Origin of the sequence: Shewanella metallivivens (assembly GCF_028750675.1) — a bacterium.
Taxonomy (GTDB): Bacteria; Pseudomonadota; Gammaproteobacteria; order Enterobacterales; family Shewanellaceae; genus Shewanella; species Shewanella metallivivens.
The window spans coordinates 1,069,911-1,086,112 of the sequence record NZ_JAQQPZ010000013.1 but is presented as its reverse complement, the minus strand read 5'-3'; the positions used below and the strand labels follow the sequence as shown (position 1 = coordinate 1,086,112).

General features: G+C 44.9%; 14 protein-coding genes. 5 read left to right on the top strand and 9 right to left on the bottom strand.

Translation table 11 applies throughout. From position 1 onward, the window contains the following. Positions 1-125: 125 nt before the first annotated feature. The 3 genes from ftsX to ftsY are packed head-to-tail and all read right to left on the bottom strand — an operon-like array spanning position 126 to position 3,427. On the bottom strand, positions 126-1,091 hold the full coding sequence (ftsX, locus tag PQR79_RS17540; RefSeq protein ID WP_238104692.1) for a permease-like cell division protein FtsX: 966 nt from the start codon (positions 1,089-1,091) through the stop codon (positions 126-128). Then, positions 1,088-1,771 (bottom strand): cell division ATP-binding protein FtsE, encoded by a 684-nt coding sequence (ftsE, locus tag PQR79_RS17535; protein WP_238104694.1) that lies wholly within the window; start codon positions 1,769-1,771, stop codon positions 1,088-1,090. The genes ftsX and ftsE overlap by 4 nt, the downstream gene beginning before the upstream one ends. A 3-nt stretch (positions 1,772-1,774) precedes the next feature. After that, the gene (gene ftsY, locus PQR79_RS17530) at positions 1,775-3,427 is read right to left on the bottom strand and encodes a signal recognition particle-docking protein FtsY (protein ID WP_238104696.1); all 1,653 of its coding nucleotides are present in this window, start codon (positions 3,425-3,427) and stop codon (positions 1,775-1,777) included. A gap of 181 nt (positions 3,428-3,608) precedes the next feature. Between ftsY and rsmD the strand changes: the two genes are divergently transcribed. Together rsmD and PQR79_RS17520 are read left to right on the top strand one after the other, a co-directional pair. After that, positions 3,609-4,202: a 16S rRNA (guanine(966)-N(2))-methyltransferase RsmD gene (rsmD, locus tag PQR79_RS17525; RefSeq protein WP_238104698.1), complete on the top strand. Its 594-nt coding sequence runs from the start codon at positions 3,609-3,611 to the stop codon at positions 4,200-4,202. Positions 4,203-4,204: 2 nt separating this feature from the next. Next, positions 4,205-4,504 carry a DUF1145 domain-containing protein gene (locus tag PQR79_RS17520; protein ID WP_238104700.1) on the top strand — a complete coding sequence of 100 codons (300 nt, stop codon included), beginning with the start codon at positions 4,205-4,207 and terminating at the stop codon, positions 4,502-4,504. A gap of 56 nt (positions 4,505-4,560) precedes the next feature. On the opposite strand, the gene PQR79_RS17515 is transcribed toward PQR79_RS17520, so the two are convergent. Continuing rightward, on the bottom strand, positions 4,561-5,124 hold the full coding sequence (locus tag PQR79_RS17515; RefSeq protein WP_238104702.1) for a NapC/NirT family cytochrome c: 564 nt from the start codon (positions 5,122-5,124) through the stop codon (positions 4,561-4,563). A gap of 352 nt (positions 5,125-5,476) precedes the next feature. Here PQR79_RS17515 and PQR79_RS17510 point away from each other — a divergent pair, with 352 nt between their 5' ends. The 3 genes from PQR79_RS17510 (at position 5,477) to PQR79_RS17500 (ending at position 10,772) form a co-directional block, all read left to right on the top strand. Then, on the top strand, positions 5,477-5,878 hold the full coding sequence (locus PQR79_RS17510; RefSeq protein ID WP_238104704.1) for a hypothetical protein: 402 nt from the start codon (positions 5,477-5,479) through the stop codon (positions 5,876-5,878). A gap of 140 nt (positions 5,879-6,018) precedes the next feature. Further along, positions 6,019-7,629: an efflux RND transporter periplasmic adaptor subunit gene (locus tag PQR79_RS17505; RefSeq protein ID WP_238104706.1), complete on the top strand. Its 1,611-nt coding sequence runs from the start codon at positions 6,019-6,021 to the stop codon at positions 7,627-7,629. Positions 7,630-7,640: 11 nt separating this feature from the next. After that, complete coding sequence (locus PQR79_RS17500) at positions 7,641-10,772, top strand: efflux RND transporter permease subunit (RefSeq protein ID WP_238104708.1); 3,132 nt, start codon at positions 7,641-7,643, stop codon at positions 10,770-10,772. 104 nt (positions 10,773-10,876) lie between these two features. Here PQR79_RS17500 and PQR79_RS17495 read toward each other — a convergent pair whose 3' ends face one another. From PQR79_RS17495 to plsB, 5 genes are all read right to left on the bottom strand, one after another. Beyond that, complete coding sequence (locus PQR79_RS17495) at positions 10,877-11,155, bottom strand: hypothetical protein (protein WP_238104710.1); 279 nt, start codon at positions 11,153-11,155, stop codon at positions 10,877-10,879. After that, the gene (locus PQR79_RS17490) at positions 11,155-11,415 is read right to left on the bottom strand and encodes a tetraspanin family protein (protein ID WP_238104712.1); all 261 of its coding nucleotides are present in this window, start codon (positions 11,413-11,415) and stop codon (positions 11,155-11,157) included. Before PQR79_RS17490 ends, PQR79_RS17495 begins: the two co-directional genes overlap by 1 nt. 94 nt (positions 11,416-11,509) lie before the next feature. Next, on the bottom strand, positions 11,510-12,289 hold the full coding sequence (locus PQR79_RS17485) for a VOC family protein (RefSeq protein WP_238104714.1): 780 nt from the start codon (positions 12,287-12,289) through the stop codon (positions 11,510-11,512). Positions 12,290-12,410: 121 nt separating this feature from the next. Then, positions 12,411-13,667 carry a tryptophan permease gene (mtr, locus tag PQR79_RS17480; RefSeq protein WP_238104716.1) on the bottom strand — a complete coding sequence of 419 codons (1,257 nt, stop codon included), beginning with the start codon at positions 13,665-13,667 and terminating at the stop codon, positions 12,411-12,413. Then, positions 13,667-16,090, bottom strand: a complete 2,424-nt coding sequence (plsB, locus tag PQR79_RS17475) for a glycerol-3-phosphate 1-O-acyltransferase PlsB (protein WP_238104718.1) — start codon at positions 16,088-16,090, stop codon at positions 13,667-13,669. The genes mtr and plsB overlap by 1 nt, the downstream gene beginning before the upstream one ends. Between the last annotated feature and the right edge of the window lie 112 nt (positions 16,091-16,202).

Below are 16,202 nucleotides of genomic sequence, written 5' to 3'. Positions count from 1 at the left end.
TCAACTATATGACATCATATGTCAAATCAGCTTCAGCTCGTTTAACATTTTTACCGCTAGCCAGTCATATTGCAAGTGAACAATCGTTCATTAATAGACTCACTAGTACTATTATATTCCTCAAATTATGAGGGTTCAATATTACGTAAATGTTGTCGCACCGATAAATACGAGCCTAGCCAACCTAAAAATGACGCCAACAACACAAGCTTAATAAGCTCTGCAAAAGTTAATGATTGAATAGTGAGTTGACTGCCATACAATCCCAATAACTCGGCCAGCGCGCCATCGAGATACCACACTAAAATATTGATAATAAGCCAAGCTAAAACACCGCCAATCACCCCATACCAAATACCTGTGTATAAAAAAGGCCGTTGAATAAAGGCTTCGGTAGCGCCCACCAGCTTCATCACTTCAATTTCGGTGCGGCGATTCATAATGGCTAAACGAATGGTGTTACCAATCACCAGCACCACGGCTAGCACGAGTAATGCAGCAATGGCTAACACGGTTTTTTCGAGTAATTTAAGCAGCGCTTGCAAGCGCTCTAGCCACTCGATATCGAGACGGCCAAAGTTCACTTCTGGCTCACGCTCTAATTTAGCGAGCAACTCTCGCGCACCGGTAGGGCTTGAGTACTTAACCGATGGGGTCACAGTAACAACTGCGGGCAGCGGATTATCATCTAAGTAAGATAAGGCTTCGCCAAATCCAGATAAACGTTGAAACTCTTCTAATGCCTGGTCGCGACTGATATAGCTTACGGTTTCAACTTCGCGAAACGCCTTAACCCGCGACAATAAACTTTGAATCGATTGCTCACTGCGGCCGGTATTAATAAATAGCGAAATTTCAGCCGCGTTGTTCCACGATTGCGTAATATTTTCAGCATTTTTAACTAACACCTGCAATGCAGCAGGCAAGCTTAAGCTCACCCCCAGCACAGCCATGGTCATAATGGACGAAACAGGGCTTCGCCACAGCTCACCCATACTCGACATACCTTGCTGCACATGACGAATAAAAAACATCACGATACGGCCACTCAAAGGCAGCTTGCTTTGGGTAATATTGGGCTTTTTACTCATCGCATTACTTCCCTGTCTGCGCTCTCGCCGCCAAGCATTCTACCCTGACGCAAAGTAAAGGTACGGTATTTCATTCGGGCGATTAAACCTAAATCATGAGTGGCGATTAACACACTGGTGCCTGAGTCATTAAAGGTTTCAAACAAACGTAAAATGTCCATTGACAATTTAGGGTCTAAGTTACCTGTTGGTTCATCGGCTAGCAGTAAAGGTGGCTTGTTAACAATCGCCCGAGCGATACCGACACGCTGTTGCTCACCACCCGATAACATTATCGGTAAGTGACGCTCTTTGCCGTATAGGCCAACCATGTCGAGGGCACCCGCAACCCGCTTGCGGATTTCACCATGGGAAAAGCCTTCAATCACTAACGGTAAGGCAATGTTGTCAAACACACTCTTATCCATCAACAAATGATGGTTTTGAAAGATCATCCCAATGTTACGACGTAAGTATGGCACATGCTTAGGACCGACATTGGCAATGTTGTGGCCGTTAATCGACACTTTACCTGCTGTTGCACGCTCAATCACAGTGATCAATTTGAGTAGGGTACTTTTACCCGCACCTGAATGGCCAGTTAAAAAAGCCATTTCACCTTGTCGAAGATGAAAATTGACATCCATCAGCGCTTTTTGCCCGCCTGGATAAATCTTACTGACCTGCTCAAATTGGATCATAGATTATTGGTCCGTTTTTTCCTGACTGAATAACGCTTCAATAAAATCATTGGCATTAAAGGTGCGTAAATCATCGATTTGTTCACCCACGCCAATATGACGAATAGGGATATTAAATTTATCAGCAATCGCAAATATCACCCCGCCTTTAGCTGTGCCATCAAGCTTACTGATGGTTAAGCCTGTCACACCAACGGCTTCTTGGAATAACTGTGCCTGACTAATGGCGTTTTGGCCGGTGCTTGCATCTAAAGTTAGCATCACTTCATGAGGCGTATTCGGGTCGAGTTTTTTCATCACTCGCACCACTTTTTTAAGCTCTTCCATTAAGTGACTTTTATTTTGTAATCGCCCTGCAGTGTCGGCAATTAATACGTCGACTTTACGCGCTTTCGCAGCTTGTAGAGCATCAAATAATACCGATGCACTGTCGGCACCCGTATGTTGTGCCACTACAGGGATATTGTTACGCTGCCCCCAAACTTGAAGCTGCTCAACCGCCGCCGCACGGAAGGTATCACCTGCCGCTAACATGACAGATTTACCTTGATTTTGGTACTGTTTTGCAAGCTTACCAATCGTGGTCGTTTTACCTACGCCATTAACACCAACCATCAAGATAACAAACGGGCCGTCGGCATTGTCTGGTACTAGAGGGATGGCAACTGGCTCAAGCATTTTTTGCATTTCGTCGCGCATTAAATCGTACAGTGCTTCAGCATTTTTTAGCTGTTTTCGAGACGCATGCTCAGTTAAACTTTTAATTAATTTAGTGGTGGTTTCCACACCCACATCGGCTATTAACAACTGCTCTTCTAGCTCTTCAAATAAGTCATCATCGATTTTTTTACCGCTGAATAAGCCAATAAAGCCAGAACCGATGTTTTCGCTAGTGCGCATTAAACCACGCTTTAAACGAGCAAACATGCCTTCTTTTTTAGGCTTCTCTTGTGGCTCGTCTTGGACTTCTAGCTCAATTGATTCGATAGGTGCTTGTTCGAGGGCCAACTTTTCGGCGGCCAAAGCCTCTTCGGCAATAGCTTCAGCTTCAAGACGCTCTTGCGCTAGGCGTGCTTCTTCAGCCGCCTGTTGCTCGACCAATTCTTGTGCGGCCAGTTCTTGTGCAGCCAATTGCTCAGCAGCGAGCTTGTCGGCGGCTAACGCTTCGGCTTCAGTTGCAAGACGTTCTGCCTCAAGACGTGCTTGTTCGGCGCGTTCATTGTCAATGCGTTGCTGCTCTACACGTTCGGCTTCTATACGGGCAGCTTCTTGTTCAGCTTGCTCTGCGGCTAACGCTTCGGCTTCAGTTGCAAGACGTTCTGCCTCAAGACGTGCTTGTTCGGCGCGTTCATTGTCAATGCGTTGCTGCTCTACACGTTCGGCTTCTATACGGGCAGCTTCTTGTTCAGCTTGCTCTGCGGCTAACGCTTCCGATTCGAGTCGCGCTTGCTCTGCGGCCAACGCTTCAGCTTCAAGGCGAGCCGCTTCTAATTGCGCCGCTTCAGTAGCTTGCTTTTGTTGCTCAGCCTGTTGCGATTGTTCTGCGGTATCGGTGGCAGCATCGTGCGCAACGTGTGCATCATTTTGTTGCTGCTCTTCAACTTCAGGGGCGGACTTATCTTTACGAAACCAGGAAAAAAAACCTTTCTTTGCCATGTTTGCTACCAATATTTATATGCTTAAAAATTCAGTTGAAGCCGTTTGTTGCATCTCTGTGCAGTAAAATGATGAATACTCACATTTAATCACGAGTTTGATATAAAATAACGACGGTTCAGATTGTGGCATAGTCTACCACTTTCTTTTTTCTTTGTTCAGGCAAAATCACGAGGGTGAGATGGCTAAAAAAAACACCAGCAGCGGTCAGGTGCGAATTATTTCAGGTCAATGGCGCTCACGTAAGCTGCCTATCCATGATTTAGAAGGTTTACGCCCGACAACCGACCGCGTTCGCGAAACCCTATTTAACTGGATTGCCAGTGATATTCGCGGTGCTAGAGTACTAGACTGTTTTGCGGGCAGTGGTGCATTGTCACTTGAAGCATTATCGCGCTACGCTGAATTTGCCACCATGATTGAACTGCAAAAAGACGCGGCGAACCAATTAAAACAAAACCTAGCCACCCTGCAATGTCAACATGCCGAAGTGATTAATGGCGACAGCCTTACTATACTCGCAAAAGGCACTCAACGTGGTTTTGACATTGTGTTTATTGACCCGCCATTTCGCAAAGAACTTGCAACCAAAGCCATTGATCTATTAATGACTCACCATTGGCTCAACAACAACGCCTTAATTTACGTTGAAACCGAGTCTGAAATCGCGTCGTTACCCGTTCCCGCCTCTTGGGTTCCACTCAAAGAAAAACAAGCTGGCCAGGTAACTTACCGACTTTATCAATATCAAACGACTGACACTTCGGCGCAATAATCATGCTCATTAAGCAGACGTTAAACGATACAACACGAAATGATCTGGTATTAGTCGGTAAAACCGCCACATTGTCGATGTGGGGATTATTCGCCTATGGATCGTTTGTATTTAGTCAAGATGTTACAACCTTACTGACTCTTTTTGCTGCATTTACTGCAGTCATGCACCTATTATTAATTTTAGCGGTTCGTGTTAGCCCTAAAGGTCAATATCAACCCAGCATAAAATACGCAGCCATTTTAGTATGGGGGGTATTTGCTTTAGGCGATCTTAAGCCTCAACCCACTTCCGCTTATTAATTACATTAACAAAAAAGCCTCGTTAATTAACGAGGCTTTTTTAAATCGATGCTCTATTACTTTTTAGGGTAAGGGTGAGCAACACCTTTATGACAATCTACACAAGTTTTTCTGTCTTCTGGTGCTTTCTTGAAGTTATTGCTGTGCATTCTAACAGCCATTTTCTTCATGGTTTCTGGCTGATTTTCGTAAATACGAGTGTGACAGTGCTGACAGTTAGCAGAGTCATTGCTACGGAAGTATTCTAATGCTAAATCAGCTTGCTCTTTACGGTTTTCATCTAACCATTCTTGAGTCATAAAGCCATCGATAGTCATTAAGCCAATTAAGTCTTTAGACACGATGATTTTCTTAATCAAATAGTCAACAGGGCCGTGAGGTAAGTGACAATCTTGACATTGCACAGTCACACCGGCTTTACCGCCACCGTGAGCGGATGCCATCACTTCATCTCTTAACGAGTGATCACGGTGACATGTCATACAAAAAGCATCGCTACTTGTTGCATGTAAAGTTTGCTGTGTTGCAAAGTAGCCTACGACACCCACAATTACACCAACCACAATAAGTGCAATAATTGAGTATTTCGCGCTTGGTTTAAATAGTGCACGCCAGTTCATTGTTCAATCTCCATTAAAACTAGATTTCTAATATTTGTTTGTGTAGTTTAGGATTTTTTAAATTTAGAAAATTGATTCTAGTCGCTATTTTTATGATTCCTTATCAGAAATTATCTAAAATGCGAACTAGATCGTGTCTGCGACATGGTGTCAGACTAAAAACTGACAAAGCCTGAAAATGCCCCTACATTTCAAAAGGTCTAATTAAGACCTTTATCTCACATAAAAGATAATGACCCACGACTAAATAACCTAAGTAAAGCTCAAAATTGCGTGTTTGCGCATTGTTTGCAACGTGCTATACACTTATATTGTTTTGGATTGTTTTTATTGATTCACTTTTTAGGATGTTATGCGTAAATCTATTCGCCATTATCTTATTGCTATTTGCACTTTGTTATCCTTATTAGGGCAAGGTGTGTTAGCTAATGGCAATACAATGATAGCGCCTAATGACATGCCGATGCTCCACCACACCGCTAACAGCTCAACAACAAGCAACATGGAAAACGACACAGATTGCCATAGCATGATGTTAGCCCAAGAGTCTGACATTCAAGAAAGCCATTGTTGTGATAATGCCGGCACATGCGGAAGTGATTGTAGCCATTGTTTTACGATCACATTTACCGGTTCTGTGTTCTCGACTGATATGAGTGTCAGTCCTGCCCCTGTTGACTCGGCCATCACATTACCTATAGAGCAGTTAATCTCTATTGACGGTACCCCAGCGCTCCGCCCCCCAATCGTTTAACCCTTCAAAGTTATGCCGACAATGATGCCGGCTGTATTAAGTTGACTTGTATTTTTAAACGATTTTAGTGGTTTAAATCGCGTGCTCACTGTCACTTTGACAGATTGTGCCGCGCGTTTACCCACGAGTTAGAGGTTGATATGAAACACTCTTTTTATATTGCGCTATTTGCGAGTGTAAGCCTTTTAGGCTGCACGACTCTTTTTTCTGCTTTTGCTGCCACAGAGCCCGCCCCGCACGAGCAACACCAAAGCAGTTACTATTGCCCTATGCACCCAGAGGTCACCAGCCATGAGCCTGGCAGCTGCCCTAAATGCGGCATGTTTTTAATCGCAAAAGACACCGATGCGGCAACATCACATACTGATGAAGCCACTCAAAAACATAAGCAGCATCAACACGACTACTATTGCCCCATGCATCCTGAAGTCACCAGCCATGAGCCAGGAAGCTGCCCTAAATGCGGCATGTTTTTAATTGAAAAAGACACCGATACAGAACCGGCAATGGACAATAAGCAAATGACGCCAGCAGCAAAAAAGGTATTTGAGCAGCCTATTAGCTCGCTCAAACCGTCTAAAAAGGCACTTTCTATTGCAGAAACCAGCAGTAATGATACAACCAAATACATCTGCCCAATGCACCCTCACGTGATATCGGACGCACCAGGTAACTGTCCAATTTGCGGAATGAATTTAGAGAAAGTGACCGTCGCTGATTCAGCACAAGAAGTGGTCGTTGGCGTTTCCGGCGGGATGCAACAAGCACTAGGGATGCGCAGCCACGTAGTGGCCAAAGGCAGCTTATCTCGCCAAGTGAATACCATTGGCACAGTACAATATAACGAAAATACCATTGGCCATGTACACACTCGAGCAACTGGCTGGATAGAAACTCTAATGGTGCATAATGTGGGGCAGCAAATCAAAAAGGGCCAGTTACTCTACGAGTTATATTCGCCTGAACTGATCAATGCTCAAGACGATTACTCGCAAGCACTAGATTACCTAAAACAAGATAAAAAACGTGGCAGCATATTATTGAGTAAAGCGCGTAAACGTTTAGAGTTGTTAGGGGTTGATAACACTGTCATTAAACGTCTAGAAACCACGGGGAAAACAGTATATCGAGTGCCATTTTACGCTCCGCAGAGTGGATTTGTGAGTGAGCTTACCATACGTCATGGTATGTACATTCAACCGGGTGACACCTTATTTGAAATCGTCAATTTAGACAGTGTATGGGTGATAGCGGACGTTTTTGAAAATGAACAGAGTTGGTTAACCGAAGGACGCAAAGTCAGCGTGAGCGCAGCAGCACAAGGCTTGTTTGATATTGAATCTACGATTGATTACATCTACCCAGAGCTCGACATGGTAACTCGTGCAATGCGAGTAAGAGTGCAGCTCAATAATGTACAAGCGTTACTTAGGCCTGGGGCTTTGGTTGACGTGACCCTATATGGTCAAGCAAAAGACAATGTACTGACAGTGCCAACAGAAGCATTGATTTTAACCGGCAGAGAAAACCGTGTAGTGGTGCAACGCAATGACACTAGCTTTGCTTCCGTCCCGGTAAAAATCGGTATGATGGCTCAAGGTAAGGCTGAGATCCTCCAAGGCTTAAACGAACATGACAAAGTCGTGGTCTCAGGTCAATTTTTACTGGACTCAGAAGCCAGCATTCAAGGAAGCTTGCAACGCTTAAGTACAGCTGCAGTGCAACCACCTGCTGACGTTCATCAACATTAGGAAGCCTTGCTATGCTAGCGCAAATTATCAATGCTTCAATTAAAAACCGCATTATGGTGTTGTTGTTTACCGCCATTATTGCGCTGGTTGGTTATCAAGCCATGCGCACCACACCACTGGATGCGTTGCCCGATTTATCGGACGTACAGGTGATAGTGAAAACCAGTTATCCGGGCCAAGCGCCACAATTGGTAGAAGATCAAATCACCTACCCATTGTCGTCGGCCATGTTGGCCGTTCCGGGAGCAAAAACCGTACGCGGATTCTCCATGTTTGGCGACTCGTTTGTGTATGTCATTTTTGAGGACGGCACCGACATTTACTGGGCACGTTCACGGGTGCTTGAGTACCTTTCGCAAACACAAGACCTACTACCCGCTGGAGTAACACCAAGCATAGGGCCAGATGCGTCAGGTGTTGGTTGGGTATTCCAATATGCACTTGTAGACCGCAAAGGCCAATACGATTTGGCGCAATTACGCTCTCTGCAAGACTGGTTTTTAAAACTAGAGCTGCAAAGTGTGTCAGGCGTATCTGAAGTCGCAACCGTTGGCGGAATGGAGCAAACCTATCAAATTGTGGTCGACCCTCACAAGTTGGCGTTATATCAAATTGATTTAATGACCATTAAAAACGCCCTCGATAACGCCAATAGTTCAACGGGCGGCTCGGTGATTGAAATGGCCGAAGCCGAATACATGATAACCTCTAGTGGTTATCGCCAAACCATTGCCGACTTTGCCGAAATCCCATTGGGCATTTTGTCTGAAACTGGCACGCCGATTTTAATGAAAGACGTCGCCCAGCTACGCACTGGCCCTGCTGCAAGACGAGGTATTGCAGAGCTTGATGGCCAAGGTGAAGTCGTGGGTGGCATTGTGGTGATGCGCTATGGCGAAAATGCCCTTGAAACCATTAACAATGTCAAACTCAAGCTCGAACAAATCAGCAATGGCCTGCCTGACGGGGTCGAATTAGTCACCACTTACGATCGTTCTGAGTTAATTGTGCGTTCAGTCGACAACCTCAAACATAAAGTGCTTGAAGAAATGCTCGTTGTTGGGCTGATTTGTTTATTGTTCTTACTGCATGCGCGCTCGACATTAGTGGCCATTATCACCTTGCCCATTTCAATTTTAATTAGCTTTATCGCCATGCACTTTATCGGTGTCAACGCCAACATTATGAGCCTAGGCGGGATTGCCATCGCCATTGGTGCGGTCGTCGATGCGTCTATCGTCATGGTGGAGAACACCCACAAACATTTAGAACATTACCGCCAACAACATGGCTGTGCCCCAGAGGGTGAAGCACATTGGCAGCTAGTAAAAGACGCCTCTGTTGAAGTAGGCCCAGCGCTGTTTTTTAGCTTATTAATTATTACTTTAAGCTTTATCCCTGTGTTTGCATTAGAAGCACAAGAAGGTCGCTTATTTCATCCTTTAGCGTTTACGAAAACGTTTGCCATGGCTGCATCGGCGATATTAGCCATCACCTTAATTCCGGTTTTAATGGGCTATTTTGTTCGTGGAAACATCCCCGACGAGCGTAAAAACCCACTCAGCAGTATATTAATCGCGCTATATCACCCGCTATTAACCTGGGTGTTACGTTTTCCTAAAATCACCATAATGATGGCAATTGTGGCGTTACTCAGCGCCTATTACCCATTAACTAAAATGGGCTCTGAATTTATGCCCACGCTCGAAGAAGGTGACTTACTGTATATGCCCACCACCTTGCCCGGCGTCAGTGCAGGCAAAGCGGCGGAGATTTTACAGCAAACAGATAGGCTGATTAAAACCGTGCCTGAGGTTAAGCGAGTATTTGGTAAAGTTGGCCGAGCACAAACCGCCACCGACCCTGCGCCATTAACCATGCTCGAAACCACCATAATGCTTAAACCTAGCAGCGAGTGGCGTGCAGGCACGACCTTAGAAAGCATCATTGCCCAACTGCAAAAAACCGTGCGTATACCGGGTATGACTAACGCCTGGGTACAACCAATTAAAACCCGTATTGATATGTTATCTACTGGCGTAAGAACTCCTGTCGGCATCAAAATATCAGGCTCAAATGTTGAGGAACTGCAACGAATTGGCAGCGAAATCGAAGCCGTAGTAAGCCAATTACCCGGTACCTTATCGGCATTTGCCCAACGCAGCAGCGGTGGCCGTTATATTGATATAACCCCTAACTTAAAAAATGCTGCCCGCTATGGCATGACACTAAAAGACATTCAAGATGTGGTGCAAATTGCCATTGGCGGTATGACGCTTGGCGAGTCGATCCAAGGCCAGGAACGCTATCCGATTAACATTCGTTACCCACGGGAACTACGCGATAACATTGAAAAGCTCAAAGACCTCCCCGTGCTCACTAAAACCGGTAAATACTTACCTTTAAGCTACCTAGCAGAGCTCACCATTAGTGACGGTGCCCCCATGCTTGCCAGTGAAAATGGCCGCCTTATTTCATGGGTGTTTGTCGACTTAAAAGATATTTCCATTGGTGAGTATATTGCTCAGGCTCAAACTGCGCTCGATGAGCAAATTAGTTTGCCGGCACGTTATAGCTACAGCTTTGCTGGCCAATATGAATATATGCAGCGGGTTGAAGCTAAAATGACCCTGGTGATCCCACTCATGATTGCGGTCATTTTTATCTTATTAATGATGACCTTTAACTCTATGACTCAAGCACTGGTCATTATGCTCAGTTTGCCATTTTCACTGGTCGGCAGCGCTTGGTTACTCTATTCGCTCGAGTTTAATTTTTCGGTTGCCGTGTCAGTTGGCATGATAGCACTGGCAGGGGTTGCCGCTGAGTTTGGGGTAGTCATGCAGGTGTACCTCAACAACAGCATTGCCGCCTATAAACGACAAGACCGATACCAAACAAAAGCCGACTTAACCGCTGCGTTGATTGAAGGCGCTGTCATGCGCATACGCCCTAAAGCCATGACCGTCGCCACCATATTTTTCGGGTTATTACCCATCATGTGGGGCAGCGGCACGGGTAACGATGTCATGCAAAAAATTGCCGCGCCTATGGTAGGCGGTATGGTCACCGCGCCTTTATTATCGCTATTTGTGATACCGGCGATTTACTTGCTGATTTATGGCCGTCGACTGCCCGCATAATCGTTGGCAGTAATACATTCATATTGACGCCATAAACAAAAAATCCCAAACAATACATTGTTTGGGATTTTTATTATCACTTTATAACCTAAGTTAGGCTGGGGTTAGTTGCGCTTAAGTGACTCATTAAGTTGATTAGCTTCATCTTGTTTCTTCTTACGGCATGCCGCGATGTCATCAGGATGACCATATTGACAAGGATCGCTAGCCACAATCGCCCGAGGCAGATTGAGCATCATATAATCTGTATCATTTTTATTATCGTCAGCATTGCCAGCGTTGCCTAAACGATAAGGCGAGGTACCACTACAGGCCGTTAGCAACAGCAAACTAGACAACACCAGACTCGATAAGAAAGTTGATAATACAAGCCGCTTTTGCATTATTGAGTGATCCTTTGTTTTTCACGCGCCAACCCCATCATCCTAAACATTCCCCACGCCATAATCGCGCCACCAATAACCAACATTGCATTGATGATCATTGGGTGAGCGAGCATAGGTAAAAAGCCTTGGTCAAAACCGGCAAAAATGCCATAAAGCCCTAAACCAAACAACAATGTGCCGGGAAGATCGATAATAGCCACCATCAACATACTGCGATTAATTCGCGCTAATGCGGCTTGAGTAGTTTCTTCAGTCATAGATTCATCCTTGGGTGTATTCCTTGCGTATTGCTAATCACTGTGACATCAATGGTTATTTTAAGTTCAACCGTGCCCCTAACTGGGATAATCACTATGCAGTTGGGTCTACTAGCGAAATAATCGAGAAAAATCCGCCTTGAGGATCATTGAGTACCGAAAAACGCCCCACATTAGGAATGTCAGTCGCCGGTACGCACACGGTCGCACCCAAATTTTTGGCTTTCGCGACCGAAGCATCGCAATCTTCAACGGCAAAATAGTTCATCCAATGTGCTGGCGCATCGCCCCACTCTTCAGTCATTGCCATCATGCCGCCCACGGCTTGCTCACCGACATACCATTCGGTGTACTCAAAGTCGGCCATATCCGCCAGTTTGGTGTGATAACCTAAGACTTGGCTATAAAATTGTTTTGCGCCTGCGGTATCACGGCATGCCAACTCAACCCAGCACAAAGTATTTGGCTCTTGAGTACGTTTAATACCAATATGATCTTGCCCTTGCCACAGTGCAAAACGGCTACCTTCAGGGTCAGTACAAAGCGCCATACGGCCAGCATCACCAACAGAATGTGGCCCAGCGACCACCTGCCCGCCAGCCTGCTTAACGATGTCTGCGGTAACATCGACATCATCCACAGCAAAGTAAACCATCCAGTGTGTAGGTAACGCTTGCATCTCTTGGGGCATCGGATACATGGCAGCAATATCGTCTCCCTCAATTTGCAACATAGTGTAATGCCCTTCAGGCATTGGCATATCGTCGGCTCCCCAACCAAATAATGCCTGATAAAACGCCTTACCCGCGGCCCAATCGTGGGTTGCTAACTCAAGCCAGCATGGCTGTCCCTGTTGATATTGTTGTACTTTCATTATTATTGTCCTGTAGTTGCAGTTACTGAAGAGCAATGTGTATAAGTTAAGTTGATATCACCCAAAAAGCAAAAAGCCTTCAAAAACTGAAGGCTTTTTACATCATTTACTGTCAACGAGGTTATTTAAATACTGGCAAAATATCGGCCATCGCCAATAAATGACAAGTCGCAGTGATAACGCCAAACAGCACGACGACAGCAATCAGTGGTGTACCACCAGGAACTTTAAAGCTATTTGTGTTTGGATACAGCTGACGCACTTTATACGCTAACAGGGCTGGCACAATCACCGCCCAAACGGTTGCCGCTAATGCTGCAAAACCAATGGCGATAATAAAACCATTAGGAAACAACAAACCAAAAATTGTTGGCGGAATAAAGGTTACTGCAGCGGTTTTCATTCGGCCGGCACGTGAATCATCAAACCCAAATAAGTCGGCAAGATAATCAAATAACCCTAGGGTTACCCCTAAAAATGATGACGCGACCGCTAAGTTAGCAAATAACGTCAACATACTATTGAGCCACTGACTGGCCATAACGCCAGATAACGCCTCAACCAACACACCAATGTTGCCGCCCTTGGCAATCACATCAGCAAATTGGCTACGTGGAATATTACCCATGGTGGCAATAAGCCAACACACATAAATAACCAGTGCAATGCTAGTCCCTACAACAATGGCTTTAACGATGGTACTAGCATCTTTGCCATAGTATTTCACCAAGCTAGGCACGTTACCATGGTAACCAAAACTGGCTAAACCAAAGGGGATCGCGGCAAATAAATAGGGCAAATAACGGCTTTCGCCGTCTGGCAACATTAACTTAGTGGTATCGATTTCAATCAACAGATTACCGATAGCCAAAAAGAAAGTTATCACCATGCCGCCGAGCATAATGGTGGTAATACGATCAACGGCTTTTGTGCTAATTAATACAATTAAGGCCAACACAATGGCAAACACCAAACCGGCAACACTTTGAGGTAAAGTGACCCCAATGGCCGACAGGCTATGATTAACAATGGAGCTGCCACCACTGATATAGGCGTAGGTTAAAATGTACAATACAAACGCAATGGAAACGCCGTTAATCACTCGCCAAAATTGGCCTAATGTTTCGCGGGTTAAGGTATCAAAACTGGCGCCTGGCTCAAAATGCAAGTTGGCTTCAAGCAGTAGTAAACCCGACATTAGCATGCAAAACCAAACACCTAATAGCATGGCTATCGAATAGCCAAACCACATTCCAGAGCCCACAACAGGCAATGAAAACATACCCGCCCCCACAGTGGTACCGGCAATAATCATGGCGCCGCCCAATAAAGATTTACCTTGAGGGCGGTGCTTTGCTGCATTCATGTGATTGGCCATTATTGTCCATGCTCCGCTTGCACACTATCAACAATGGTTTGTCTTACAGATGAGCTCAATAATTGATTAGCATGGTCGCGAATTCGAATCACTTCAGCTCGATGCTCCACACTGCATAAATAGCCTAATTCTTTAAGCTTAACACTGAGGGTGTTATACAGTTTTTTGTCATAAAACTCTGGCGCCGTAATACCATGTAGCGCACCTAAGCGCTGTGCTAATAAATGGCTATCTGTTTCAAGATCTGACCGTTCTAGATCAGGCTTTATCGCCAACAAGTTAAAAATAATGGCATAACGCTGTAAGGTTTCGCTGATGGTTTCAGCTAATAGTAATAGTTGGGCAGTGTACTTTGGCGTGACATCAAAATGTGCATCGCCACTGAGCAAGCCTTGGGCCACCATAAAGTCTAAAATATTGTCAACGTGCTGTGGTACATCGTCAATACCCATAAATAACTCAGCTTTTAGCAATGGGTAAAAGTCCAACACAATGGCATGAATTTTTTCACGGTCGCAAATATCATACTGCACTAAACAACTGGCTATTAAAGACGGAACCGCCATTAAGTGAATGATATTATTACGATAGTAACTCATGGTAATGGCAATTTTTTCGTCAACAGAAATAATTTCGCCAATGGCATCTTTAGTGCTAACAAATTTGTTCAAAGACAAACAATGGTCAACAATCGATTTACCATCTCCTTCAGCAACTGAGGCATAGTTGGTATAAGGAACGGTTTTTAGCATCGCTAAATACAAATCTAATTGTCGCTCTAATAAACTGCGCTCTAATGCATTACGCTCAGAGGCAAGCAACACTAAGCTGGTTAACGTGACCGAGCTTGCAGCGGCAGCCCCGTTAATATTCGTCATCACACGGTTAGCCAACAAATTAACAGACGGTGTAAACCAGGTTGGTTTTTGCTCAGGATCGTTGGCCACTTCGTCGCGCCAATCAGGCGCTTGCTGGTTTAAAAAGGTTTGCAAATTAATCGGCTCACCAAAGTTCACATAACCTTGGCCAAAATTGCCTAACTTACGAATAGCCCCAAACACTTGCCACACAGACTCTTTTTGCTTTTTCTTACCGCTGAGTTCTTTGTGATAAGTCGCAACCTCCATAACATGGTCATACCCTAAATACACAGGCACTAAAGTAACCGGACGCTCAATCCCGCGCAATACGCTATTGATGGTCATGGCCAACATGCCGGTTTTAGGCGCAAGTAAACGCCCTGTACGCGAACGACCACCTTCGGTGAAGTATTCAACCGAATAACCTTTAGCAAACAATTGGTCCAAATATTCACGAAATACTGCGGTATAAAGCTTGTTACCGTTAAAACTACGGCGAATAAAGAATGCACCGCCACGACGGAACATAGGGCCTGCTGGCCAGAAGTTAAGGTTAATACCCGCGGCAATATGCGGCGGAACCATACCCTGATAATACAAAATGTACGACAGCAACAAGTAGTCCATGTGGCTACGATGACAAGGCACATACACAATTTCATGGCCATCATGGTGAAGCTGACGAATTTGCTCAGCGCCTTTAATGTTGATACCACTGTATAACTTGTTCCATAACCAAGTTAAAAAGCGCTCGGCAATGCGCACTAAACTGTCAGAATAATCCGCGGCGATTTCATCTAAATATTCAATTGCCGTTTCGCGGGCTTTTTCTGGAGATATTTTTTTATTAATTGCCTCTTCTTCAATCGCTTTTTTGATTGAATCAGACTTAAGCAATGAGGCAAAAAATACTTGCCTATTAGGCAATTGCGGGCCAGTCATCACTTTACGTTGCCGACGAAAATGCACCCGTGCAACGCGAATGAGCTTATGAGCAATACTTTTATCAAAGCCGTGTTCGTCGGCCATGTGGCGCAAAGAAACCGCGTTAGAGAATTGCACAAAATTATGACGACCAAGAAACAGGATCATCAACCATTTACGTAACCATGTTGGGTTTTCACGCTCAAACACCGCGGCTTTCATGCTGTCGTCTTCTTTACCCGGCGTGCGGCCCCAATATAGGCTGACAGGCACCAGTTGGATATCTAAATCCGGACGTTGGCGATGAAGCGCCAGTAAGCTGGTAAAGCTATTAATAAACTTTTCACCACTTTCACGCTTCCCCAAAAGAGGTTTACGGCCTTCTAAGCACACGATGCGGGGTACCTTCAAACCATCTATTTCTAAAGGTTGATAAGGACTCGGCATACCAAAGCCTTCGGTGATTTCGCTGAGGGCAGCGGCATCACTGATTGACTCTGTTTTCATGACATAAACCAATGGCTTAGTCGGATCTAAATTGAGGTCATCAAAAGGTTCATGCGGTACAACTATCGTATGTACCATCTTTTTTTGAACCCATTTTAACGCGCGTAAAAACATTGAATCTGGTTTTGACATGGTTATTTTCGCAACATAAGCCACTGTAATTTTGCTGCATAGGATACCAGAAACCACCCTTGTTACACTATCAGGCTGTTTTATCTTTACTTTGTGAATAACCCCAAACAAA